Genomic DNA, 20,801 nt, shown 5'->3' with positions numbered 1-20,801 from the left:
GATGACCACCGAGATCACCGCAGCCAACGTGTACGACCTCGCTCCCGCCGACCTGGTCCAGGACGACCGGGTCGCGGGCCGGATGTACACCGACCCCGAGATCTTCGAGCAGGAGATGACCCGGATCTTCGAGCACACCTGGATCTGGGTCGCGCACGAGAGCGAGCTGCCCAAGCCAGGCAGCTTCAAGTCGACGTACGTCGGCCGTCAGCCGGTCATCGTCTCGCGAGACCGCAAGGGCGCGATCCACACGCTCGTCAACCGCTGCCGGCATCGCGGGGCGAGCCTGTGCGAGAAGCGGACCGGCGAGGCCAACGGGTTCACCTGTCCTTACCACGCCTGGTCCTACAGCCTCGACGGCAAGCTGCGCGGCATCCCCTACCCCGAGGGCTACGAGGGTGTGCTCGACAAGAGCGAGCTCTCGCTCAAGCGGCTGCGCACCGAGGCGTACGGCGGCATGGTCTTCGCCACCCTCGACGAGGACATCGAGCCGCTCGAGGAGTTCCTCGGCGACGTGAAGGTGTGGATCGACCGGTTCATGAAGCAGGGTGGCGGCTACCCGGTCAAGGTGCTCGGCACCCACCAGTTCACCTTCGGAGGCAACTGGAAGATCCAGCTGGAGAACACCACCGACGGCTACCACTTCCCGATCGTGCACCGCTCCTGGATGGCGTCGGTCGATGCCGAGACCGCCGACATGATGTCGTTCATGACCGACCCCGAGGCGACCACCCACGACCTCGGCAACGGCCACAGCGTCATGCAGATGGTGCCCGAGCACTCCGACCTCGACGCCGACGACGGCACCGAGAAGCTCCAGGACCGGTTCGACGGGCTGATCGCCGACCTGCGTGCGGCCGGCCTGTCCGACTCGGCGATCCGCAAGGTGGTCCTGGCCATGCACGGCACCGGGTTCAACCTCAACCTCTTCCCGAACGTCTCCATGTCCGCCGCGTTCTTCCGGGTCCTGCGGCCCATCTCCGTCGACAAGACGGTCATCGAGCACGTCGCGATCGGCCCCGACGGGCCCGACGAGGTCGTCGGTCCGGTGAACCGCGCCCGGCTGCGGGTGCACGAGCACTTCCAGGGGCCGTTCGGTTTCGGAACCCCCGACGACGCGGAGGGATGGGACCGGGTCCAGCGGGGCGCGCAGGGCGCACCCGAGATGCCGATCCTGGTCAACCGCGGTGCGGCTCGGGAGAAGCCGAGCCCCGAGGGCTGGCCGACCTCACATGTCACCGACGAGACCGGGATGCGCGCTGCGTACGCCCAGTGGAAGCAGATGATGAGCGATGACTGAGACCCTCCCCGACACCCGCACCGACACGGCTGCCACGTCGCTGGCGGACCCGCGCGTGCTGCGCGGGATCGAGCTGGCCTGGCGGGAAGCCGACCTGCTCGACCGCAAGGAGTACGACGCGTGGAACGCGCTCTACGCCGAGGACGGGCACTACGTCATCCCGATCGACCCGACCACGACCGACTTCGCCAACACGTTGAACATGGTCTACGACGACGCCCGGATGCGCGCGATGCGCGTCACCCGGATGACCGAGGGGTACGCCCTCGCCGCCGTCGACTCGGCGACGACCACCCGCACCGTCTCCCGGTTCGTACCCGTCGAGGTCTCCGACGCCGAGGTCGTGCTGCGCGCCTCCCAGGTGCTGGTCGCGTTCAAGCGTGGCCGGCATGACCTGTGGGCCGGCGACGTGGAGTACCGGATCCGGCTGGGCTCCGCCCCGGAGGAGGACCTGATCGTGCTCAAGGTCATCCGCCTGGTCGACAGCGAGGCCGCCGTCCCGGCGGCCGGGTTCCTGCTGTGACTTCGCGATCCGAGAGTCGGCCGGTCGCGGTCGTCACCGGTGCCGGCAACGGCCTCGGGGCGGTGATCGCCGCTCACCTGCACCGCACCGGTCACCGCGTGGCCGTCGTGGACATCGACGAAGCCGCCGCGAAGACGGTGGCCGGCGACCTGGACGGCACCGGCGAGACCGCCCGTGCGTACGGCCTCGACGTCACCGACCGGGAGGCGATCGAAGGCCTGCTGGCCGCGCTGCTGGAGAGTTGGGGCGACGTACAGGTCCTGGTGAACAACGCTGCCCGGACCCAGTCGACCCCGTTGCTGGAGATCTCGTCCGAGGAGCTCGCCTCGGTGATGGCGGTCAACATCGGCGGCACCTTCGCCGCCTGCCAGGTCTTCGGACGGCGCATGGCCGCCACCGGCTACGGCCGGATCGTGAACCTCGGATCCCTTGCCGGACAGAACGGCGGCACCGCCACCGGCGGACACTACGCGTCCTCCAAGGGCGCGGTCCTGGCGGCCACAAAGGTGTTCGCCCGTGAGCTCGCGAGCTCCGGAGTGACCGTCAACGCCGTCTCACCCGGACCGCTCGACCTCCCCGTCGTACGCCGCATCGTCGGCGAGGACAACGTCGACCGGTTCGCCGAGACCATCCCCGTGGGCAGGCTCGGCAGCCCCGAGTTCATCGCCGAGATGGTCGCGCTGCTGGCCTCGCCGGGCGCGGCCTCGGTGACCGGAGCGTGCTGGGACGCCAACGGTGGCCTCTACGTGCGCTGATCACCACCGAGAGGAGCAGATCGATGACCGACATCAAGGTGCGTGTCACTCATATCGGGGTCGAGACCCCGCACATCCGTACGCTGCGGCTCGTCCGTGAGGACGGCCGGAGGTTCGAGCCCTACCGAGCCGGTGCCCACATCGACGTGGTCGGCCCGACCGGCGTGCTGCGCCAGTACTCGCTGTGCAGCCCGCCCGCCGAGAGCGAGTCACAGCTGATCGCGGTCAAGCTCGAACCGGACTCGCGCGGCGGCAGCGCCGCTTTGCATCAGGTGGGCGAGGGTGACGTCCTCGCCATCGGGGAGCCACGCAACCTCGTCTCCGTCGTCGAGGGCGCCGACCAGCACCTGCTCGTCGCCGGAGGCGTCGGGATCACCCCGATGCTGAGCCTCGCCTACGAGCTGCACGAGCGTGGCGAGGAGTTCCGGCTGGTCTACTTCGCCCGGTCCCGCGAGCATGGCGCCTTCGTGGACCTCCTCGAGGTCGCCGACTTCGCTGCCCGCGTCGAGATCCACCTCGGCGTACCTCGTGGCGACCAGCGCACGTTGTTGCGCGAAGCGCTCGAGACGACGACCGCGAGCAGCCACGTCTACACCTGCGGGCCGACCGGCTTCATGGAGCAGGTGACCGCGGTGGCCGCGCCCGTGGTCGGCGAGCGCAACGTACACGTCGAGCACTTCGAGGCTGCCGAGATCGACACCTCCGAGGACGACTCGTTCACGGTCGAGCTCGACACCGGGGAGTCCTTCGAGATCCCGGCCGACCGCTCGATCCTGTCGGTGCTGACCGACAACGGGATCGACGTGTTCAAGTCCTGCGAGGAGGGGATCTGCGGATCGTGCGTCTCCGGAGTCCTCGAAGGCGTCCCCGACCATCGGGACAACTGCCTCTCCGCGGCCGACAAGCAAGCCGGCGACCAGATGGCGCTGTGCGTCTCCCGGGCGAAGAGCCCGAAGCTCGTCATCGAGCTGTACTGACGCCATCGCCGGTAGGGGAAACCCTCAACGGGCTGCGGTCAATGCCAATGGAGCCCTGGCGTCAACGTTCCTAGCGTGGAACCACCCCCTCGCGAGGGTCGGAGCACATCCGCAGTCGCACGATGCCGTGCGGTTGAGGGATGATCTGCCCCTCGCGCCTTACCGACAGGACAGTCATGACCACGACATCCCGCGTCGACACCGACGGATCGGATCTGACCTCCACCAAGGGCGGCGTCGCCCGCCTCGCCTTCGCCAGCGGCGTCGGGACCTCTCTGGAGTTCTACGACTTCGCCATCTACGGAACGGCGAGCGCACTCGTCTTCACCGACACCTTCTTCCGGACCGACAACCCCTGGTTCAGCACCTTCATGGGCCTGGCGACCTTCGCCATCGGCTTCCTGATGGCACCGGTCGGTGCGGTGCTCTTCGGCTGGGTCGGCGACCGCTACGGCCGCAAGTCCGCGCTGCTGATGACGTTCATCGGTATGGGCGTCGCCACGATGGTGATGGGCATGCTGCCCACCTACGCCCAGATCGGCGTCGCCGCGCCGATCATGCTGGTGCTGCTCCGCATGGTGCACGGCCTGTGCCGGGGCGGCGAGACCGGCGGTGCGGCGGTGCTCGCGATCGAGCACGCCCCAGACGACAAGCGGGCAAGGTACGGCGTCTTCGTTGCGCTCGGGTCGCCGATCGGGTCGATCCTGGCCAACCTCGCCTTCGCGGCGGTGCTGCTCCTCCCGGCCGCCAGCGTGGAGAGCTGGGGCTGGCGGATCCCGTTCCTCATCGGTGGTGTCGTGCTGTTGCTCGGCATCTGGATCCGCCGCGGCGTCTCGGAGAGCCCGGTCTTCCAGCGGATGATGCGCGAGGAGGGCGAGACGCTGAAGAACCAGCTCCCGGTCTTCGCCGTGCTCAAGACCAACTGGCGTCGCGTCGTGCTCGCCGCCGGCGTCAACATCGGCCTGAACTCGAGCACCTTCGCCCTCGCCATCTTCATGCTCTCGTACGCCACCGCGGCCGCCCCCGAGGGTCTCGGTCTGCCGCGTCAGCCCATCGTCAACGCCAGCATCGCCGCCCTGGTGATGCACGCGGTCGCGAACGTGCTGTCCGCCTGGGCCGCCGACCGGCTCGGTCGCCGGCCGGTGATGATGGTCGGTGCGGCCGGCTCGATCGCGTCGGCGCTGGTGATCTTCCACCTCGCGGAGGCGGGAAGTGTGGCCGGCGTGGCCGCCGCGATGATCATCGGGTTCACCACCACCGGGATCCTGTTCGGACCGATGTACACCTTCTTCACCGAGCTCTTCCCGCGCGACCAGCGGCAGTCGGGGATGGGCGTCTCCTTCCACGTCGGCGCGGTGCTGGGTGGTGGCATCTCGCCGCTGATCGCGAACCGGATCATCGCGAGCACCGGCGAGGCGACGTACGTCGGCTACTACCTGGCCGCGACGTGCGCGCTCTCGTTGATCTGCCTCTGCCTGCTGCCCGAGACCGCACCCCGGGCCCTGGCCCGGGCCAAGCTCCGGACCCAGTTCAGCTGAACCTGATCGGCAACCGTCCGGGCTGTCATGGCGTCGCGATCCGCGTCGTCGTGACAGCCCGGTTTCGTACAGTGACAACGACCAGTTGGTGAGCGCCGTACGGCAGGCATGGTCGTCGTGGCGCCGGAGAATCTGCTGCGGCAAGCCCGTAGCCGCGCCGGCGACGAGGTCAGTCGGTGAGGAAGTCGGCGGCGACCGGGGCGAACTTCTCGTGGAACTGGAAGATCCCGCCGTGACCGGAGTTGGGGTAGATGATCAGCTGGCTGCCCTTGATGCGGCGGTGGAGGTCCTCGGAGAGAGCCGTGGGCACCATCCGGTCGTGGTCGCCGTTGGCGATCAGCGTCGGCAGGGTGAGCGCCGACAGGTCCGACGGGGCGGAGCGACCGTACTTCTGGATCGCCTTCAGCTGGGTCCGCAGCGCCTTGATGGTGGCTGGCCGGTCACGGTCGACGGTGCGTTCCTGGAGCCGCTTGACGAACGCCTTCGCGGCCGACTTCCCGGCCGCGTCGCGGTTGAAGAAGAGGAACTCCTTGGGGTCCGACCTGGTCAGCGTCGCCCGGAGGATGTCTCGGTAGGTGACGCCGGCGACCTTCTCGATGTCCTTGCCGCCCCGGGGCCCGGTCCCGGTCAGCACGAGCCTGCGGACCAGGCCGGGGTGCTCGAGGATCAGATCCTGGGCGATCATGCCGCCCATCGAGAAGGAGAAGATGTCGATCTCCTCGAACCCGAGCGCCGCGATGAACTCGTAGGCGTGATCGGCGGCTTCCTCGATGGTGTCGGGCACGTTCCCGGTCGAGGCACCGACGCCGCGTTGGTCGAAGGTGATGACGTGTCGCTTCTCGGCGATGGGATCGACGATGCGTGGGTCCCAATTGTCCAGGGTCGCTGCGAGGTGCACGAAGAAGACGACGGGTACGCCGCCCTTCGGGCCGAGCTCGCGGTAGGCGTACGTCACGTCGCCAACGGTGACGGAGCGGGTCGGGGCCTGCTCGTAGGAGGTGATCACGGGCTCGTTGTCGGGGATGCTCATCGGGTCACCACGATCTTGCCGTTGGCCTTGCCCTGCTCGACGTACGCCATCGCTTCGATCGTGTCGGCGAAGGGGAAGGTGCGGTCGAGGACCGGCTTGAGGATGCCGTCGTCGTAGAGCGCGGCGAGGGTCGTGAGCTGGGTGCCGTTCGCCTCCATGAAGAGGAACGAGTAGCGCACGCCGAGCTTCTTGGCGCGGGACCGGATCTTGCGGCTCAACAGGGCCATGACGGGCTTGAGGAGCGGCTTGCCCAGCTGGTCCGCCATGTGCGGGTCGGGTGGTCCGACCACGCTGATCGCCAGACCGCCCGGCTTCAGGACGGTCAGCGACTTCTCGAGGCTGGCGGTCCCGAGAGAGTCGAGCACCACGTCGTAGCCAGACAGGACCTCGGCGAAGTCGGTGCTGGTGTAGTCGACGACCTCGTCGGCGCCGAGCGCACGGACCTTCTCGACGTCCTTGCTGTGGGCGGTGGTCGCGACGTAGGCACCGAGGTGCTTGGCGACCTGGATGACGGTGGAGCCGAGGCCGCCTGCGCCGGCGTGGACCAGGACCTTCTGGCCGGGCTTGACGCTGGCCAGGCCGACCAGGGCCTGCCATGCCGCGAGCGCGACCAGAGGTACGGCCGCGGCCTCCTCGAACGACAAGGACCTCGGCTTGAGCGAGATGTCGTCGGAGTCGATGGCGATCTGCTCGGCGAAGGTGCCGATGCGCAGGTCGCGCGCCCGGGCGAAGATCTCGTCGCCGACCTTGAAGTCACGGACCTCCGACCCGACCTGGGTGATCACGCCGGAGACGTCGTGGCCGAGGGTGAAGGGCGGCTTGTACTTCAGCAGCTGCTTCAGCTCCCCGTTGCGGACCATCTTGTCGAGCGGGTTGATGCTCGCGGCGCGGACGTCGACCAGGACGTCGCGAGGTCCGACCGTCGGCGCCGGGACATCGGCTGCCTCGAGCCCGTCCGGACCGTAGTGAGTGACGACGAACGCCTTCATGGCGACTCCTGGGTGGGTGTTGTCGCGGGACCCGGACGGGCTCCCGCGATGGTCATGGCTTGGGTGTAGGCCGCGGCGAGGATGCGGTCGGAGAGCTCGGCGTCGGTGACGGCGCGAGCCAGCTGCAGGGAGCCGACCAGGAGCGTGAAGATGCCGATCGCACGCTCGTCGGTCTGCTGGGCATCGCCCTCGTCGAGGTGGCGCGAGATCGCCTCGATCATCGAGCGTGCGCCTTCGGTGTAGGCGTCCCGGGTCGTCGCGTCGCAGCGACCGATCTCGTCCAGAAGGGCGGCCGACGGACAGCCTTCGGCGGGATCGTCGCGGTGCGCGGCGGAGAGGTACTCGCGAAGGAATGCCTCGACGGATGCGAGGCCGGCGGGAAGCGCGTCTACGACGGCGACCTGGTCGGTGAGCTGCTGGGTCACGACCGAGGCGACCAGGTCCTCCTTCGAGGCGAAGTGACCGTAGAAGGCTCCGTTGGTCAGTCCGGCGTCGGCGACCAGCGTCGCGATGCCCGAGCCGTCGATGCCGTTGCTCTTGAACCGGCGGCCGGCGGTCTCGATCATCCGGCGCCGCGTCGCTTCCTTGTGCTCCGGGCTGTATCTCGCCATGAGGTGAATCTCCTTCCAGGGGTTGTCAGTATCTTAGCATTATGACCATACTATTACGAACGTACTGCAATCCACGAACTGGAGCATTCCATGGCCTCGCTTGCTGATCCGCTCGACCTTCCGTCCGGCGTACGCCTGCCCAACCGCATCGCCAAGGCAGCGCTGAGCGAGGCTCTGGGTGATGCGGACAACTCGCCCGACGAGCGCATCGTCACCCTCTACCGTCGCTGGGCGCAGGGTGGCTACGGCCTGCTGATCACCGGCAACGTCATGGTCGACCGCCGGCACCTGGGGGAGCCGGGAAACATCGTGATCGAGGACGACCGCGCCCTTCCGCAGCTGACCGCGTGGGCGAAGGCCGCGCACGACGGCGGCGCCGCGATCTTCGCCCAGCTCAACCATCCCGGCCGTCAGTCCAACCTGATGGACCTCGGCCACCAGCCGGTGGCGCCGAGCGCCGTGCCGCTCGCCCTTCCCGGTGCGGCCGTTCCCCGCGAGCTCACCGGCGCGGAGATCGAGGAGATCATCGAGCGCTTCGCCGTCGCGGCGAAGGTCTGTGAGGATGCCGGCTTCGACGGCGTACAGCTCCACGCGGCTCACGGCTACCTCGCCACCCAGTTCCTCTCGCCGCTGACCAACCTGCGCGAGGACGAATGGGGCGGCGACGCCGAGCGGCGCATGCGCTTCCTGATCGAGGTCGTACGCCGCGTGCGCGGCCGGGTGGGTCCCGGGTTCGCGGTGTCGGTCAAGCTCAACTCCGCCGACTTCCAGCGTGGCGGGTTCACCGAGGACGACTCGCGCGCTGTCGTCGAGGCTCTCGCCCTGGAGGACGTCGACCTGATCGAGGTCAGCGGCGGCAACTACGAGTCACCGGCGATGTCCGGCACGGCCGCCTCCTCGACCAGGGCACGTGAGGCGTACTTCCTCGACTACGCGCGGTCCGTCCGGGAGGCGGCCGGAGACGTACCGCTCGCGGTGACCGGTGGGTTCCGGTCCCGCTCCGGGATGCAGGAGGCGCTCACCGCCGGGGACTGCGACCTCATCGGCATCGGCCGCCCGACGGTGACGACCACCGACTCCGCCGACGCGATCCTCCGGGGGCACGCAGCGGAGCTGAGCACTCACGAGATCGGCGCCGGAATGCGCGGTCTGCTCGGCCGGTTCGCGGATCTGAAGGCTCTCGACGGAGTCCTCAACCTCGCCTGGAACACCGACCAGATGCACCGGCTCGCCCGCGGGCAGGAGCCCGATCTCGACCGTGGTGTGCTGCGCACCGCGGTCGCAATGGTGCGCCGCAACGGCCGGGTGTCGTTCGCGCCGCGCCGGGGCCTGAAATGAGCCGCCTCGCGTACGACCTCGCTGACAAGGTCGTCCTGGTCACCGGTGGCAACGGCGGGATCGGGGGAGCCACGGTCCGCACCCTGCTCGAGCGGGGAGCCCGCGTGGCGGTCGCCGACATCGACCCGACGACGCCTGAGCGGGCCGGCGCACTGCATGCGACCGATACCTTCGGATGCGTCGCCGACGTCCGCGACCCCGCCTCGCTCGAGGCGGCGGTCACCCGGACCGTCGACCGGTTCGGCCGGCTCGACGTCGTGATCGCCAACGCCGGTCTCCTCGCGAAAGCGGCCACGCTGCGCAACACGCCCACAGCGGACATCGAGGCCACCCTCGCGGTCAACGTGACCGGTGTCGCGAACACGGTCTCGGCCGCCCTGCCCCAGGTGATCGCGCAGCGCGGCCAGGTCGTCCTGATCAGCTCCGTGTTCGCCTTCCTCAACGGCATGGGCACGATTCCGTACGCCATGAGCAAGGCGGCCGTCGAGCAGCTCGGCCGCGGCCTCCGTGTCGAGCTCGCCGACCACGGTGTCTCGGTCCTCACGGCGTACTTCTCGCTGGTCCAGACCGACATGATCGCCCGCGGCGTCGACGAGGACCCGGTCGTCATGGAGCTGCTCGGCGCGCTGCCCAAGGCGATGTTGAAGCGGATCACCCCGGCGCAGGCCGCGGCCGGCATTGCCGACGGGCTCGAGGCCCGCGCGGCCCGCGTCATCCTGCCGAACCTGTGGCGCCCGGTCTCCGCCTGGCGCGGCTTCCTGGGGCCCGCGCTCGACTCCCGCTTCGCCCGCGACCGCCGCATCCTCGACGTCCTCGCCCGTCTCGACGCCCGCCTCTCCACGCCTCCCATCGCCGTCCCGGCGGCACTATCCCGAAGGAACAAGCCATGACCACCACCTGGAAGACGACGCCCAACAAGACGATCGACGTCGGCGGCACCTCGTTCGCCTACCGCGAGCTCGGCAAGCCCGGCGGCGTACCGGTCGTGTTCCTGCACCACTTCACCGCCGTCCTCGATGACTGGGACCCGCGGGTCCTCGACGGCGTCGCCTCCCAGCACCACGTGATCGCCTTCGACAACCGCGGCGTCGGCGCGACCGGCGGCCGGGTGCCGAACGACATCGAGGAGATGGGCGCTGACGCCATCGCCTTCATCCGGACGCTCGGGTATGAGCACGTCGATCTGATCGGCTTCTCGCTCGGCGGTGCCGTCGCCCAGATGGTCGCCCTCCAGGCGCCCGATCTCGTACGCCGCATGGTGGTCGCCGGCAGCGGCCCGCGCGGTGGCGGCGGCATCTGGAAGATGCCGTTCATCGTCGGTGGCGCTTACACGAAGGCGTTCCTGTCCCGGAAGGACCCGCGCCACTTCCTGTTCTTCCCGCGCACCGCGGAGGGCAAGAAGGCGGCCAACGCCTACTTCGAGCGGCTCGCGGAGCGTACGACGGGTCGGGACAGGCCGATCTCCTCGCAGGCGGGCCTGGCCCAGCTGCGTGCGATCACCAGCGCCGGGATGCATCCCGCCGACGACCTGGAGCAGATCAAGATCCCGGTCTTCGTCGCCAACGGCGACAAGGACCTGATGGTCGCCAGCGAGCACTCCAAGGACATGGCTGCCCGGCTGCCCGACTCCCGGCTGCGGATCTACCCGAACTCCGGCCATGGCGGCGTGTTCCAGTACCACCACGAGTTCGTCCCCGAGGTCCTGGACTTCCTCGGCCCGGAGACCGAGTCCGCGGCTTCCTGAGCGGGCAGCGATGAGCCGACCGGACTTTCTGACCGTCGACGCCTTCCATCGGCCGCCCGGCGGGCGGATCAGGTGGCGGCACGACCTCAGGCACACGATCGACGCCGGCGTCGACGGCCTGCGTGGCGTCACGGTGAACTACGCCAACAACGGCACCCACTCCCTAGCGCCGAACCTACTGCCTGGCGGCTGTGCTCTCGTCGCCGCGTGGGAGTCGGCGGAGGCGGCCGAGGCCGCCTTCGCCGGCCCGCTGCGCCGAGCCATCGACGGCCCTGGACGGTTCAGCCTCGACAGCGAGATCGTGCGGGTGAGGATCGACTCCCACTCCGAACACGACCACTGGCACGGCTGGAAACCCAGTGCCGACGGGGCCGAGCCGCTCGTCGACGGCGAGCCCATGGTCGCCATCGTCCACGGCATCCTCCGGCACGGCCGGCTCGTCGAGTTCATGCGCAACAACCTGCACGCGGCGAGCCGCGCCGCGCACCACCCCGGTCACCGCGGCAGCATCGACATCTCGGCTCAGCTGCCCTACGAGCACACCTCGATCAGCCTCTGGAAGACCTACGCACTGGCCCGTGACTTCGCCTACAAGAAGGGCGGCCATGCCAGCGCCATGAGCCATGCGCTGAAGGAGAAGACCCACCGCGTCGGCGTCTTCCTTCAGGCCCGGCCGCTGGCCTGCACCGGGACGCTGGGCATCGACAAGCCGCCCTATCCGCAGCTGCCTGAGGCGCGGCGCGCGAACGCATAGCTACCACCACTCAAGGGGTACGCAGACTTGTTTCTGCGTACCCCTTGTTTCTTTGTGTAGCTGTGACTACTGTCACGGTACAAACGTTTCCTAATTCGTACCGTGAGCCACGGTGACATGAAGATGTCGCCGTTCCAAGGAGAAGTCGTGATCAGGAACCTTGATGACCGGGTCGGAGAGATCCTTGGCGCGTTCGCGTCGCCGACTGCCGCCGCGCCCGAGCTGATGTGCGATCGCCATCCGCGCGATGCGGTCGCGTTCAGGTTCGTCGGCGCGGATCTGGCGGAGGTGTCGTTGACGTTTGGCGAGCTCGCCGACCGGTCGCGGCGGATCGCGTCCGTGCTGAGCGAGCACGGCGTGACCGCTGGCGATCGGGTGGCGACATTGATGGGCAAGGACGTCGATCTGCCCGCCGTGATCCTCGGGATCTGGCGCCTCGGGGCGGTCTACATGCCGCTGTTCACGGCCTTCGCCGCGTCAGCGGTGACCGACCGCCTGGATCAGGGCGGCGTACGTGTGGTGGTGACCGACGGCGACCAGTTCGGCAAGCTGCCCGAGGACAGGGTCAGGCTGGTGGCCGGGCTCGAGGCCGGTGTCGCGCCGCCGGCGGGTGGCATCGACCTGGCGGCAGCTGCGGCGGCCGCGCCGCTGTGGGGCGAGCCGGCGCCTACCGGGCCCGAGGTGGAGCTGACGCACATGTTCACCTCGGGCACGACGGGCAAGCCGAAGACGGTCATCCACCCGCTCGCGTACGTGGCGGGCTGGCAGGCCTATCTCGAGATCGGGCTCGGGGTCGAGGATGGCGCGGTCTACTGGAACGCCGCTGACCCGGGCTGGGCCTACGGCCTGTACGCCGGGGTGATCGCGCCGATGTGCGTGGGCGTCCCGAACATCGTGAGCACGGCGAAGTTCGACGCGGAGACCACCTGGCGGATCCTGGAGAAGTACGAGGTCACCGATCTGGCGGCGGCGCCCACGATCTTCCGGGGCCTGCGGGGTGCGAAGACGCGAGCGGAGCTTCCGGCGTTGAGGCGGCTGTCCAGTGCCGGTGAGCCGCTCACGCCCGATGTGTTCGCCTGGGCACAGCAGCAGTGGGGGCTGGAGATCCACGACCACTTCGGGCAGACCGAGCTGGGCATGCCCGCCGGTTTCGCCCACCACCCTTACGCCGCCACCGAGGTCGAGCCGGCGGCGATGGGCCGCAGCTTCCCCGGGTGGTCCTTGACCGCGCTCAGGTTGGACGAGGACGTACCTGCCGAGCCCGGCGAGGTCGGGCGGTTGGCGGTGCGGATCGCGGAGAGCCCGTTCTTCACCTTCACCGGATATGGCCAGGATCGCGGCCATCGCGGTGACCGGTTCAGTGCCGATGGTGAGTTCTACCTCAGCGGCGACCTGATCACGATCGATGCCAGCGGTCTGATCCACTTCTCCTCCCGCGACGACGACGTGATCCTGATGGCCGGCTACCGGATCGGACCGTTCGACGTCGAGAGCGCGCTGGGCACGCACCCGGCCGTGACGGAGTGTGCAGTCGTGGCTGCGCCGGACGAGATGCGGGGCGAGGTCATCAAGGCGTACGTCGTGCTCAGCCCTGGGGGCGAGGGGTCCGATGTGTTGGTGAAGGAGCTCCAGGACTGGGTGAAGAAGGAGTACGCCGCGCACGCCTACCCCCGCCAGATCGAGTTCGTGGCGGAGCTGCCCAAGACGCCGAGCGGCAAGGTGCAGCGCGCGGTGCTGCGCAAGCGGCTCGCCGAGGTCGGGGGCGCCCGGTGACCGACGTCCTTCTGACGAGTCGGACCGGTGACGTCGAGACCTGGACGCTGAACCGGCCCGAGTCCCGCAACGCGCTGGACCCGTCGCTGGTGAGTGCGCTGTCGGGGCAGCTCTCCCGGGCCGAGGACGACGGGGTCCGGGTCGTGATCCTCACGGGTGCGGGGGAGGGCTTCTGCGCCGGGGCCGACCTGGCGTACCTGCTCGCATGTGCCCAGCGCGGTGACTCGCCTCGTCCACATCTGCGCGAGATCTGCGACCTCACGCTCGCGATGGAGGCCAGCCCGATCGTCTTCATCGCCGCGCTCCACGGGTTCGCGGTAGCGGGTGGTCTGGAGATCGCGCTGGCGTGCGACCTGGTCATCGCCGCCGCCGGCACCCGGATCGGCGACGGGCACGTGAAGAACAACCTCATCGCCGGGGGAGGAGCCAGCGTGAGGATGCCGCCGAAGCTCGGAGCCGGCATGGCCGCGTGGCTGGCGCTGACGGGCGAGCTCGTACCCGCAGAGGACCTCGCGCGCAGGACGGGGTGGCTGCACGAGGTGGTCGCCCCCGACGCCCTGCTCGACACCGCCCGCACCATGGCCACCGTCCTGGCGAGCCGGCCCGCCGGTGCCCAGCACCGCTACAAGCGACTCATCGTCAGCGAACCGACCGCGACCGCGGCCGCGCTGACGCGGGAGCTCGACATGTTCGAGGAGCACTGGCACGGCTCCGACGTGGCCACTGATCTCATCCGTTTCCTCGGCCGCTCCACACCGCGGTCGACCTCCAAGAAGGAGCGAACCGTTGCCTGACCGGTTCACAGACCAGACAGTCCTCGTCACCGGCGGAGCCCAGGGGCTCGGCCTGGCGATGGTCCACCGATTCGCCGCCGAAGGCGCCCGGGTCCATCTCGCCGACGTCAACGCGGACGCCGTCCAGGAGGCAGCCGGAAAGGTCGCCGCGGACGCGCCGGTCCCGCCGGTGCCGCACGTCGTCGACGTCACCGACCCCGCCGCCGTCGCCGCCTGGATCGACGGCGTGGCCGAGAGCGATGGGCGCGTGGACGTCCTGGTCAACAATGCCGGGATCATCCGCGACAACCGCGTCGAGAAGATCTCGGTGGAGGACTGGCACGCGGTGATCGACGTGAGCCTGACCGGCTCCTTCCTCTGCATCCAAGCGGCCTTGCCGCACATGAAGAGCCGGAACTATGGCCGGATCATCTCGTTCTCCTCGATGAGCTGGCGAGGCAACTTCGGTCAGGCCAACTACGTCGCGGCCAAGGCCGGCATCGTCGGCCTCACCCGCACCATCGCCCTCGAGGGGGCCCGGCACGGGATCACCGCGAACGCGATCGCACCCGGCCTGATCCAGACCCCGATGCTCGCCTCGATGAACGGCCCCGCCCGTGAGCTGCTGATCGGCAAGGTCCCGGTCAAGCACCCGGGCGAACCCGAAGACATCGCCGCAGCCGCCGCCTTCCTGGGATCGCCGGAGGCCCGCTACATCACCGGCGTCGTGCTCGACGTCGACGGCGGCATCGGGATCGGATCATCGATCCGATGAGCGGTCACCCAACGCCAACAGAACCCCTCATTCGATTCCGAGGAGGCTCCTGTGCGAGCAGCGGTCATCACCGCCCTCAACGGCCCTGATGGTGTCGTGATCCGTGAGGAGCCCGAGCCGGAGGCGACGGCCGGGCGGGTGCGGATCGACGTCCACTCCGCCGGCGTGGTCTTCCCCGACGTACTGCAGACCCGCGGCGGATACCAGCTGCGGCCGGCGCTGCCGTTCACGCCGGGCTGGGAGGTCGCCGGCGTGGTCCGCGAGGACTCCGGCGGGTTCCGCGCCGGCGACAGGGTCGCCGCGATGCCGGTCATCGGGGGCTTCGCCGAGACCGTCACGGTCACCCCGGAGATGGTCTTCCCTCTGCCCGACGACGTCGGGTTCGACAAGGGAGCGGCACTGCCGCTGAACTATCTGACCGGACACTTCGCGCTCAGACGCCGTGCCCGCCTCCTCGCCGGCGAGACCGTCCTGGTGCAGGGAGCCGCCGGTGGCGTGGGGACGGCAGCGTGCCAGCTGGCCGCTGCGTACGGCGCCCGGGTCATCGCGGTCGTCTCGACACCGGAGAAGGGTGAGATCGCGCGTGCCGCCGGCGCCCACGACGTCGTTCCGGTAGCGGGGTTCCGCGATCAGGTCTCACGGCTCACCGACGGCCGCGGCGTCGACGTCGTCATCGATCCTGTGGGCGGAGACCGCTTCACCGACTCGCTGCGCACGCTCGCGCCTGAGGGACGCCTGATCGTGATCGGGTTCACCGGTCGCGAGATCCCGACCGTCAAGGTCAACCGGCTCCTGCTCACCAACACCACCGTCATGGGCGCGGCCTCCGAGGAGTTCTGGCACCTCGATGCGGGATACGCCACAGAGCAGTGGAACGAGCTGATGCCACTGATCCGGTCCGGCGCCATCGACCCGCCGATCGGCGAGATCTTCGGCCTCGAGGAGACCGCCTCCGCGCTCCGCGCCTTGGACGAACGCCGAGCGATCGGCCGACTGATCGTGCGCGTACGAGAACCCCAGTCCACCCCTACCCCTCGGGTCACATCAAGTAGTTCGATGAAGTCTCAAAGGAGAGTCCGATGAAGCATGTCTACGAGCGCAACGTCCCCATGAAGACCCGAGACGGCGTGATCCTGTACGCCGACGTCTGGCGGCCGATGGACGGGCAGGCGCCCACCCTGCTGATGCGTACGCCCTACAGCAAGGAGCACGCCCTCATGGGTGGCGGACTCAACAGCCCACTGCCGTCCTTGATCGCCCTCTTGAACGCCGGCTACGCGGTGGTCTGGCAGGACGCCCGGGGCACCTACACCTCCGAGGGGCTGTTCACTCCGAAGGTCAACGAGATCGAGGACGGCCAGGACGCCGCCGCCTGGATCCTGGAGCAGGGCTGGAGCGACGGGACCATTGGTATGTACGGCGCCTCCTACATGGGCATGACCCAATGGGCGCTCGCGACCACCGACACCCCGGGCCTGGGCGCTGTCGCGCCCACCGTGGCAGCGCTGAACTGGTACACGGGCCTGTGGTACTCGCAGGGCGGAGCCTTGTCGCTGAGCCTGGTGATGTGGTGGAACTCGATGATGTACGCCGCCGAGGAACAGCGGTCTCTGCAGAGCGGCGAGACCTCCGACCCCTCGGCGCTGATGCGCCTCGGGGCGGCCGTGATGGACCCGATGTCTCTCAACGACGCCACGCCCGTCGCCGACCTGCCGGTGCACGGCAAGGGGCGCTGGTTCGACGACTGGCTCGCTCACCCCGACCACGACGAGTACTGGGCAGCCCAGGACTGGTCCGGGTCGGCAGGATCAGTGACTGTGCCGTCGCTCAACATCGCCGGGTGGTACGACCTCTATGTTGCTGAGAGCGTGGCCGACTACGTCCGCGTCCGCACCGAGGGCGGCTCGCCACGAGCCCGCGAGGAGTCACGGCTGGTGGTCGGTCCGTGGGATCACACCAACCTGACCGGACAGTACCCCGATCGCTACTTCGGTCTCATGGCTGCCGGCGACCTCAGCGAGACGCATGTCGCCTTCTACGACCAGACCCTCCGCGGGCGCGCTCCCGAGACTCCGGCACCCCGGGTTCGTCTGTTCGTGATGGGCATCGACCAGTGGCGCGACGAGGAGGACTTCCCGCTGCCCGACACCCAGTACGTCGACTACCACCTGCACAGCGACGGCTCGGCCAACACGAGCAAAGGCGACGGCACGCTCACACGGGAGGTGCCGAGCGGGGAGGGGAGCGACGGGTTCCGATACGACCCGCGTGACTCGGTCCCGACCGCGGGTGGTGCGTTGCTCCCGTCTCTGCCGGGGTTGGTCGGCCCGGTCGACCAGAGCGTGGTCGACGGTCGCGACGACGTTCTCTGCTACACCAGCCCGGTCCTGACCGAGCCGGTCGAGGTCACCGGGTTCGTGGAGCTCAAGGCGTTCGTGTCCTCGAGTGCGGTAGACACCGACATCACCGCCAAGCTCGTCGACGTCTTCCCCGACGGCCGTGCCATCAACCTGTGCGACGGCATCCTGCGGTTGCGCTACCGCAACAGCCTCTCCCAGCCTGAGCTCATGGAGCCCGGCGAGGTCTACGAGGTGACCGTGCCGATGTCGGTGACCTCCAACGTGTTCCTCCCCGGCCACCGGATCCGACTGGACATCTCCAGCAGCAACTTCCCCCACTACGACCGCAACTCCAACACCGGCGGAGTGATCTCCTCCGAGGCCCTGGAGGACATGGCGGTCGCCGACAACACCGTTCACCACGGTGGCGCCCGGCCCAGCCGACTGGTGCTGCCGATCATCGAGCGCTGACCACGGTCCCTGTGCGCCTGCCCACGGGCGGGCGCACAGGGGCTACTCCGACTGGTACTGGAGCCCGTCCAGCATGATGTCGCCGATCTCGGCGAATGCCTGGCCGGCGGTCAGGCCGGTACGCCGCAGCAGACGCCCCGAACGGACTCCGTCGATCGCGAGCACCACGAGCTCGGAGGCCAGGGCCGCGTCGACGGCACGGAACTGGCCGGCGCGTACGCCGTCGTCGATCATCTCGTGCACTCGGCGTGCGGCGGCCGCGGAGTTCAAGGCATAGATGTCCGCCGCCGCGCGGTAGGTGACCATGTCGTCGTAGAAGGCGGCCGAGTGGCGCCCCATCTCCCGGCCGACGCCGTGGAGGTAGACCTTGATCTTGCGGCGGTGGTCGCTCTCGGCCGCGGTCTCCTCCTCGATCCGCTCCGTCGCGGACTCGAAGAACCGCTTGACCACCAGCGAGACCAGGTCGTTCTTCGACCCACCGACGCCGTACAGCGTCGACTTGGAGCAACGCAGCCGCGTGGCGAGCTCGTCCATGCTGAGCTTGGCGAAGCCCTCCTCGAGCAGGATCGCCTCGATCTGAGCCAGGAGATCGGAGCGACGCTGTTCGTCGACCTTGCGCCGACCAGCAGGACGCTCGAGGGCCTCAGGGGGCAGATAGTCGTGGCTCACACCGCCATTGTGCCGTCAGCCGCGTGCCCAGTCGGGCACAGGCCCAGATGTTTGGGAATACGATCGTCATCCCATGTGCTATTGTCGTACGAACGTAATCCCAAACGTCAGGAACCCATGATGACAACCACTCCGCAGGTCGCGCTCGTGACGGGCGCATCCTCAGGCATCGGCAAGGCCACAGCGATCGCGCTGGTCGCGGCGGGCTTCCAGGTGATCGGAACCAGCCGCAACACCGCGCGACTGACGGCGCCCGCGGGGGTGACGTACCTCGACCTCGACGTGACCAGCGACGAGTCGGTCGCCTCGGCGGTCGAGCAGGTCATCGAACGGTTCGGGCGCATCGACGTCCTCGTCAACAACGCCGGCGTCGGGTCGACCGGGGCGGGCGAGGAGTTCTCGATCGGCCAGACGCAGGACATCTTCGACATCAACGTCTACGGCGTCATGCGGATGACCAAGGCGGTCCTGCCGCACATGCGCGCTCAGCGCAGCGGGCGCATCATCAACGTCTCCTCCCTCAGCGGGTTCGTCCCCAGCCCGTTCATGACCGTCTATGTAGCGACCAAGCACGCGGTCGAGGGCTACTCCCAGTCGCTGGACCACGAGGTGCGCGAGTACGGCGTCCGGGTCCTGCTCGTCGAGCCCGGCCCGATCAACACTCCGTTCGCGGGCCACAGCGTCGAGGCGGACACCCCGATGCCGCTCTACGCGGCGGGGCGGCGCAACTACGACGAGCTGATCACGAAGAACCTCAGCAGCGGCGACGACCCCGCGGTCGTCGCCAAGGTGATCGTCGGGGCGGCCACCGACCGCAACCCGAAGCTGCGGCGTACGGCCGGCTCGACCGCCCGGAACATCAACGCGGTGCACCGCATCGCCCCGGCGCGCAGCTTCGACCGCGTCATCCGCAGGTACAACCGGATGCCGAGCTGAGACGATGGTGCGCTACACGGAAGAACACAAGCAGAAGACCCGGCAGCGGATCATCGCGACCGCCGGTCGACGGCTCAAGCGTGACGGCATCGACGGCTCCGGGGTCGCGACGCTGATGAAGGACGCGGGCCTGACCAACGGCGCGTTCTACCGCCACTTCGAGTCCAAGGACAGCCTCGTCGCGGAGGCGATCACCGACCAGCTGCACACGCTGCACGCCAACATCGTCGAGCAGGCGGAGCCGGGCCGGGCCGGCCTAGAGCAGATCGTGCGCTGGTACCTGTCGGCCGAGCACCGGGACAACCCGGTCGACGGCTGCCCCAACGCCGCCCTCCTCGACGAGATCGCGCGCAGTGAGGAGGCGACCAGGCAGGCTTACACCGAAGGCGTGCTGGTCGTCATCGACGGCCTCGCGGCGCGGATGGCACCCGACGACCCGCCCTCGGCCCGCGTGAAGGCGCTCAGTCTCCTCGGCCTGATGGCCGGTACGCTCCAGCTCTCCCGCGCCGTGGCCGACCGGCAGCTCTCCGACGATCTCCTCGAGCAGGGCCTCCGCAATGCCCTGTCCCTGGTGGACGCCGAGGCCGGCTCATGACCCGCGAGCAGACCTTCCATCCGCAGCTGCGGGCCGCGCGGTTCCTTCCGCGCACGATCATCACGGCTCGTACGCTGCCCACGCTCCGTCGCCTCACCAAGCTCACCGCTCGTGCCCGGCGGCGCGACGCGGAGGTCGTCGCCGTGAACGCCGATGTGTCGGTGCACGTCTTCCGGCCGGCAACGGCTCGGCCCGCGACCCCGGCGCTGCTGTGGATCCATGGCGGCGGAATGGTGCTCGGCGACGCGGGGCAGGACCGGGCTTTCTGCCGCCGGGTCGCCGACGAGCTGGGCATCGTGGTCGTCTCGGTCGAATACCGGCTCGCTCCCGAGCACCCGTTCCCGACGCCGCTGGAGGACTGCTACACCGCGCTGCAATGGCTTGCCGGCCAGCCCGACATCGACCCGGCGCGCATCGCCATCGGCGGGCAGAGCGCCGGCGGCGGCCTGGCAGCCGCGCTGACGCTGCTGGTGCAGGAACGCGGCGAGATCCGTCCGGTCCTGCAGCTGATGTCCTACCCGATGCTCGACGACAGGACCACGACCCGAACCGACATCGACCCACGGCGCCTACGCATCTGGAGCCCGGCCAGCAACCGGTTCGGCTGGAGTGCCTACCTCGGCGCACCGGGCGGCGAGGTCTCCCCGCTGGCCGCGCCGTCCCGCTACGAGGACCTCTCCGGGCTGCCGCCCGCATGGATCGGCGTCGGCACCAACGACCTGTTCCACGACGAGGACGTCGCCTACGCCCGGCGCCTGCAGGAGGCCGGAGTCGACTGCACGCTGCACGTGGTCCCGGGCGCGTACCACAACTTCGACTCCATCGAAGCCAAGCCTCCCGTCTCCCGAGCCTTCGTCGAGGCCCAGCTCGCGGCGCTGGACGAAGCGCTCAACGGAGGCTGAGGGATCCTG

Annotated in this window: 21 protein-coding genes; 17 read left to right on the top strand and 4 right to left on the bottom strand. The window is 69.1% G+C overall.

What is annotated here, in order from left to right; all coding sequences use genetic code 11:
* Nucleotide 1 precedes the first annotated feature (1 nt).
* From ABZY89_RS08075 to ABZY89_RS08055, 5 genes are all read left to right on the top strand, one after another.
* On the top strand, nt 2-1,300 hold the full coding sequence (locus tag ABZY89_RS08075; RefSeq protein ID WP_355226166.1) for an aromatic ring-hydroxylating dioxygenase subunit alpha: 1,299 nt from the start codon (nt 2-4) through the stop codon (nt 1,298-1,300).
* Nucleotides 1,293-1,823, top strand: a complete 531-nt coding sequence (locus tag ABZY89_RS08070) for an aromatic-ring-hydroxylating dioxygenase subunit beta (RefSeq protein WP_355226165.1) — start codon at nt 1,293-1,295, stop codon at nt 1,821-1,823. Before ABZY89_RS08075 ends, ABZY89_RS08070 begins: the two co-directional genes overlap by 8 nt.
* Entirely contained in the window at nt 1,820-2,578 is a 759-nt protein-coding gene (locus tag ABZY89_RS08065; protein WP_355226163.1) for an SDR family NAD(P)-dependent oxidoreductase, read from the top strand. The genes ABZY89_RS08070 and ABZY89_RS08065 overlap by 4 nt, the downstream gene beginning before the upstream one ends.
* A gap of 23 nt (nt 2,579-2,601) precedes the next feature.
* Nucleotides 2,602-3,555 carry a PDR/VanB family oxidoreductase gene (locus tag ABZY89_RS08060; protein WP_355226162.1) on the top strand — a complete coding sequence of 318 codons (954 nt, stop codon included), beginning with the start codon at nt 2,602-2,604 and terminating at the stop codon, nt 3,553-3,555.
* Nucleotides 3,556-3,731: 176 nt separating this feature from the next.
* Entirely contained in the window at nt 3,732-5,093 is a 1,362-nt protein-coding gene (locus ABZY89_RS08055; protein ID WP_355226160.1) for an MFS transporter, read from the top strand.
* A gap of 169 nt (nt 5,094-5,262) precedes the next feature.
* On the opposite strand, the gene ABZY89_RS08050 is transcribed toward ABZY89_RS08055, so the two are convergent.
* From ABZY89_RS08050 to ABZY89_RS08040, 3 genes are read right to left on the bottom strand one after another with little or no spacing between them, the layout of a single operon-like run.
* Complete coding sequence (locus tag ABZY89_RS08050) at nt 5,263-6,123, bottom strand: alpha/beta hydrolase (RefSeq protein WP_355226158.1); 861 nt, start codon at nt 6,121-6,123, stop codon at nt 5,263-5,265.
* Nucleotides 6,120-7,112 (bottom strand): NADP-dependent oxidoreductase, encoded by a 993-nt coding sequence (locus ABZY89_RS08045; RefSeq protein WP_355226156.1) that lies wholly within the window; start codon nt 7,110-7,112, stop codon nt 6,120-6,122. The genes ABZY89_RS08050 and ABZY89_RS08045 overlap by 4 nt, the downstream gene beginning before the upstream one ends.
* Entirely contained in the window at nt 7,109-7,723 is a 615-nt protein-coding gene (locus tag ABZY89_RS08040; protein WP_355226154.1) for a TetR/AcrR family transcriptional regulator, read from the bottom strand. Before ABZY89_RS08040 ends, ABZY89_RS08045 begins: the two co-directional genes overlap by 4 nt.
* 90 nt (nt 7,724-7,813) lie before the next feature.
* Between ABZY89_RS08040 and ABZY89_RS08035 the strand changes: the two genes are divergently transcribed.
* The 9 genes from ABZY89_RS08035 (at nt 7,814) to ABZY89_RS07995 (ending at nt 17,690) form a co-directional block, all read left to right on the top strand.
* Nucleotides 7,814-9,061, top strand: coding sequence for an NADH:flavin oxidoreductase/NADH oxidase family protein (locus tag ABZY89_RS08035; protein ID WP_355226153.1), 1,248 nt, complete (start codon nt 7,814-7,816; stop codon nt 9,059-9,061).
* Nucleotides 9,058-9,951 carry an SDR family NAD(P)-dependent oxidoreductase gene (locus ABZY89_RS08030; protein ID WP_355226151.1) on the top strand — a complete coding sequence of 298 codons (894 nt, stop codon included), beginning with the start codon at nt 9,058-9,060 and terminating at the stop codon, nt 9,949-9,951. Before ABZY89_RS08035 ends, ABZY89_RS08030 begins: the two co-directional genes overlap by 4 nt.
* Complete coding sequence (locus tag ABZY89_RS08025; RefSeq protein WP_355226149.1) at nt 9,948-10,805, top strand: alpha/beta hydrolase; 858 nt, start codon at nt 9,948-9,950, stop codon at nt 10,803-10,805. Before ABZY89_RS08030 ends, ABZY89_RS08025 begins: the two co-directional genes overlap by 4 nt.
* A gap of 10 nt (nt 10,806-10,815) precedes the next feature.
* Nucleotides 10,816-11,559: a hypothetical protein gene (locus ABZY89_RS08020; RefSeq protein WP_355226147.1), complete on the top strand. Its 744-nt coding sequence runs from the start codon at nt 10,816-10,818 to the stop codon at nt 11,557-11,559.
* Nucleotides 11,560-11,706: 147 nt separating this feature from the next.
* Complete coding sequence (locus ABZY89_RS08015; RefSeq protein WP_355226145.1) at nt 11,707-13,332, top strand: AMP-binding protein; 1,626 nt, start codon at nt 11,707-11,709, stop codon at nt 13,330-13,332.
* A complete protein-coding gene (locus ABZY89_RS08010; protein WP_355226143.1) occupies nt 13,329-14,126 on the top strand; it encodes an enoyl-CoA hydratase/isomerase family protein in 798 nt (265 codons plus the stop codon). Before ABZY89_RS08015 ends, ABZY89_RS08010 begins: the two co-directional genes overlap by 4 nt.
* Entirely contained in the window at nt 14,119-14,880 is a 762-nt protein-coding gene (locus ABZY89_RS08005) for an SDR family NAD(P)-dependent oxidoreductase (RefSeq protein ID WP_355226141.1), read from the top strand. Before ABZY89_RS08010 ends, ABZY89_RS08005 begins: the two co-directional genes overlap by 8 nt.
* A 51-nt stretch (nt 14,881-14,931) precedes the next feature.
* Complete coding sequence (locus ABZY89_RS08000; RefSeq protein ID WP_355226139.1) at nt 14,932-15,963, top strand: NADPH:quinone oxidoreductase family protein; 1,032 nt, start codon at nt 14,932-14,934, stop codon at nt 15,961-15,963.
* On the top strand, nt 15,960-17,690 hold the full coding sequence (locus ABZY89_RS07995) for a CocE/NonD family hydrolase (protein WP_355226137.1): 1,731 nt from the start codon (nt 15,960-15,962) through the stop codon (nt 17,688-17,690). The genes ABZY89_RS08000 and ABZY89_RS07995 overlap by 4 nt, the downstream gene beginning before the upstream one ends.
* Nucleotides 17,691-17,732: 42 nt before the next feature.
* Here ABZY89_RS07995 and ABZY89_RS07990 read toward each other — a convergent pair whose 3' ends face one another.
* Nucleotides 17,733-18,359 carry a hypothetical protein gene (locus ABZY89_RS07990; protein WP_355226135.1) on the bottom strand — a complete coding sequence of 209 codons (627 nt, stop codon included), beginning with the start codon at nt 18,357-18,359 and terminating at the stop codon, nt 17,733-17,735.
* 120 nt (nt 18,360-18,479) lie between these two features.
* Here ABZY89_RS07990 and ABZY89_RS07985 point away from each other — a divergent pair, with 120 nt between their 5' ends.
* From ABZY89_RS07985 to ABZY89_RS07975, 3 genes are read left to right on the top strand one after another with little or no spacing between them, the layout of a single operon-like run.
* Nucleotides 18,480-19,295, top strand: a complete 816-nt coding sequence (locus ABZY89_RS07985) for an oxidoreductase (protein ID WP_355226133.1) — start codon at nt 18,480-18,482, stop codon at nt 19,293-19,295.
* A gap of 4 nt (nt 19,296-19,299) precedes the next feature.
* The gene (locus ABZY89_RS07980) at nt 19,300-19,890 is read left to right on the top strand and encodes a TetR/AcrR family transcriptional regulator (RefSeq protein WP_355226131.1); all 591 of its coding nucleotides are present in this window, start codon (nt 19,300-19,302) and stop codon (nt 19,888-19,890) included.
* A complete protein-coding gene (locus tag ABZY89_RS07975; protein ID WP_355226129.1) occupies nt 19,887-20,792 on the top strand; it encodes an alpha/beta hydrolase in 906 nt (301 codons plus the stop codon). Before ABZY89_RS07980 ends, ABZY89_RS07975 begins: the two co-directional genes overlap by 4 nt.
* Nucleotides 20,793-20,801: the final 9 nt, after the last annotated feature.

The sequence above is a fragment of the Nocardioides sp. NPDC006303 genome (assembly GCF_040613175.1).
Taxonomy (GTDB): domain Bacteria; phylum Actinomycetota; class Actinomycetes; order Propionibacteriales; family Nocardioidaceae; genus Nocardioides.
The sequence above is the reverse complement of the archived record's forward strand: the minus strand, read 5'-3'. Positions and strand labels throughout refer to the sequence as shown.

What these genes read in the sequence shown, in the direction of transcription:
- ABZY89_RS07985 (WP_355226133.1), top strand. Translation starts at nt 18,480, where the DNA reads ATGACAACCACTCCGCAGGTCGCGCTCGTGACGGGCGCATCCTCAGGC.
- ABZY89_RS07995 (WP_355226137.1), top strand. Translation starts at nt 15,960, where the DNA reads ATGAAGCATGTCTACGAGCGCAACGTCCCCATGAAGACCCGAGACGGC.
- ABZY89_RS07980 (WP_355226131.1), top strand. Translation starts at nt 19,300, where the DNA reads ATGGTGCGCTACACGGAAGAACACAAGCAGAAGACCCGGCAGCGGATC.
- ABZY89_RS08045 (WP_355226156.1), bottom strand. Translation starts at nt 7,112, where the DNA reads ATGAAGGCGTTCGTCGTCACTCACTACGGTCCGGACGGGCTCGAGGCA.
- ABZY89_RS08025 (WP_355226149.1), top strand. Translation starts at nt 9,948, where the DNA reads ATGACCACCACCTGGAAGACGACGCCCAACAAGACGATCGACGTCGGC.
- ABZY89_RS08020 (WP_355226147.1), top strand. Translation starts at nt 10,816, where the DNA reads ATGAGCCGACCGGACTTTCTGACCGTCGACGCCTTCCATCGGCCGCCC.
- ABZY89_RS08070 (WP_355226165.1), top strand. Translation starts at nt 1,293, where the DNA reads ATGACTGAGACCCTCCCCGACACCCGCACCGACACGGCTGCCACGTCG.
- ABZY89_RS08050 (WP_355226158.1), bottom strand. Translation starts at nt 6,123, where the DNA reads ATGAGCATCCCCGACAACGAGCCCGTGATCACCTCCTACGAGCAGGCC.
- ABZY89_RS08055 (WP_355226160.1), top strand. Translation starts at nt 3,732, where the DNA reads ATGACCACGACATCCCGCGTCGACACCGACGGATCGGATCTGACCTCC.
- ABZY89_RS08035 (WP_355226153.1), top strand. Translation starts at nt 7,814, where the DNA reads ATGGCCTCGCTTGCTGATCCGCTCGACCTTCCGTCCGGCGTACGCCTG.
- ABZY89_RS07975 (WP_355226129.1), top strand. Translation starts at nt 19,887, where the DNA reads ATGACCCGCGAGCAGACCTTCCATCCGCAGCTGCGGGCCGCGCGGTTC.
- ABZY89_RS08075 (WP_355226166.1), top strand. Translation starts at nt 2, where the DNA reads ATGACCACCGAGATCACCGCAGCCAACGTGTACGACCTCGCTCCCGCC.
- ABZY89_RS08030 (WP_355226151.1), top strand. Translation starts at nt 9,058, where the DNA reads ATGAGCCGCCTCGCGTACGACCTCGCTGACAAGGTCGTCCTGGTCACC.
- ABZY89_RS08040 (WP_355226154.1), bottom strand. Translation starts at nt 7,723, where the DNA reads ATGGCGAGATACAGCCCGGAGCACAAGGAAGCGACGCGGCGCCGGATG.
- ABZY89_RS08060 (WP_355226162.1), top strand. Translation starts at nt 2,602, where the DNA reads ATGACCGACATCAAGGTGCGTGTCACTCATATCGGGGTCGAGACCCCG.